Genomic DNA, 583 nt, shown 5'->3' on the forward strand with positions numbered 1-583 from the left:
CCGCCGAAGGTGGGGCAGATGATTGGGGTGAAGTCGTAACAAGGTATCCCTACCGGAAGGTGGGGATGGATCACCTCCTTTCTATGGAGCATGACCCCGGTCCCGCAGGGACCGGGCAGGGGCCTGGCTTGGCTTTCCTTTTGAGAGAACAATTCAACTACATATCACCCTATTATAGTTGGAGTTTGTAATGGGCCTGTAGCTCAGTTGGTCAGAGCGCACGCCTGATAAGCGTGAGGTCGGTGGTTCAAGTCCACTCAGGCCCACCATTATAACTCGGGGCCTTAGCTCAGCTGGGAGAGCGCCTGCTTTGCACGCAGGAGGTCAGCGGTTCGATCCCGCTAGGCTCCACCATATTTATTACCGAACGTAGGACCTTGACAACCGAATACCGAGACCAACACACACAAGCAACACAAGGCCACCGGTTTACGGACCGGCGGCCGCGTCGAAGAATGACCGCGTATCGAGTGGTTAAGAAGAAAAGGGCGCACGGTGGATGCCTTGGCACTAGGAGCCGATGAAGGACGCGACGAACGGCGAAACGCTCCGGGGAGCTGTACGTAAGCTTTGATCCGGAGAT

2 tRNA genes and 2 rRNA genes are annotated in these 583 nt (G+C 56.3%); all 4 read left to right on the plus strand.

The features are described 5' to 3' along the window. A 16S ribosomal RNA gene (locus CHL76_RS16710) occupies positions 1–81 on the plus strand; the annotation flags it as partial. A 111-nt stretch (positions 82–192) separates the two neighbouring features. Next, positions 193–269: transfer RNA gene (locus CHL76_RS16715), tRNA-Ile, on the plus strand. 9 nt (positions 270–278) lie between these two features. Next, positions 279–354 (plus strand) — tRNA-Ala (locus tag CHL76_RS16720). Between the two features lie 118 nt (positions 355–472). Next, a 23S ribosomal RNA gene (locus tag CHL76_RS16725) occupies positions 473–583 on the plus strand; the annotation flags it as partial.

Source organism: Marinococcus halophilus (assembly GCF_002265875.1).
Classification (GTDB): domain Bacteria; phylum Bacillota; class Bacilli; order Bacillales; family Marinococcaceae; genus Marinococcus; species Marinococcus halophilus.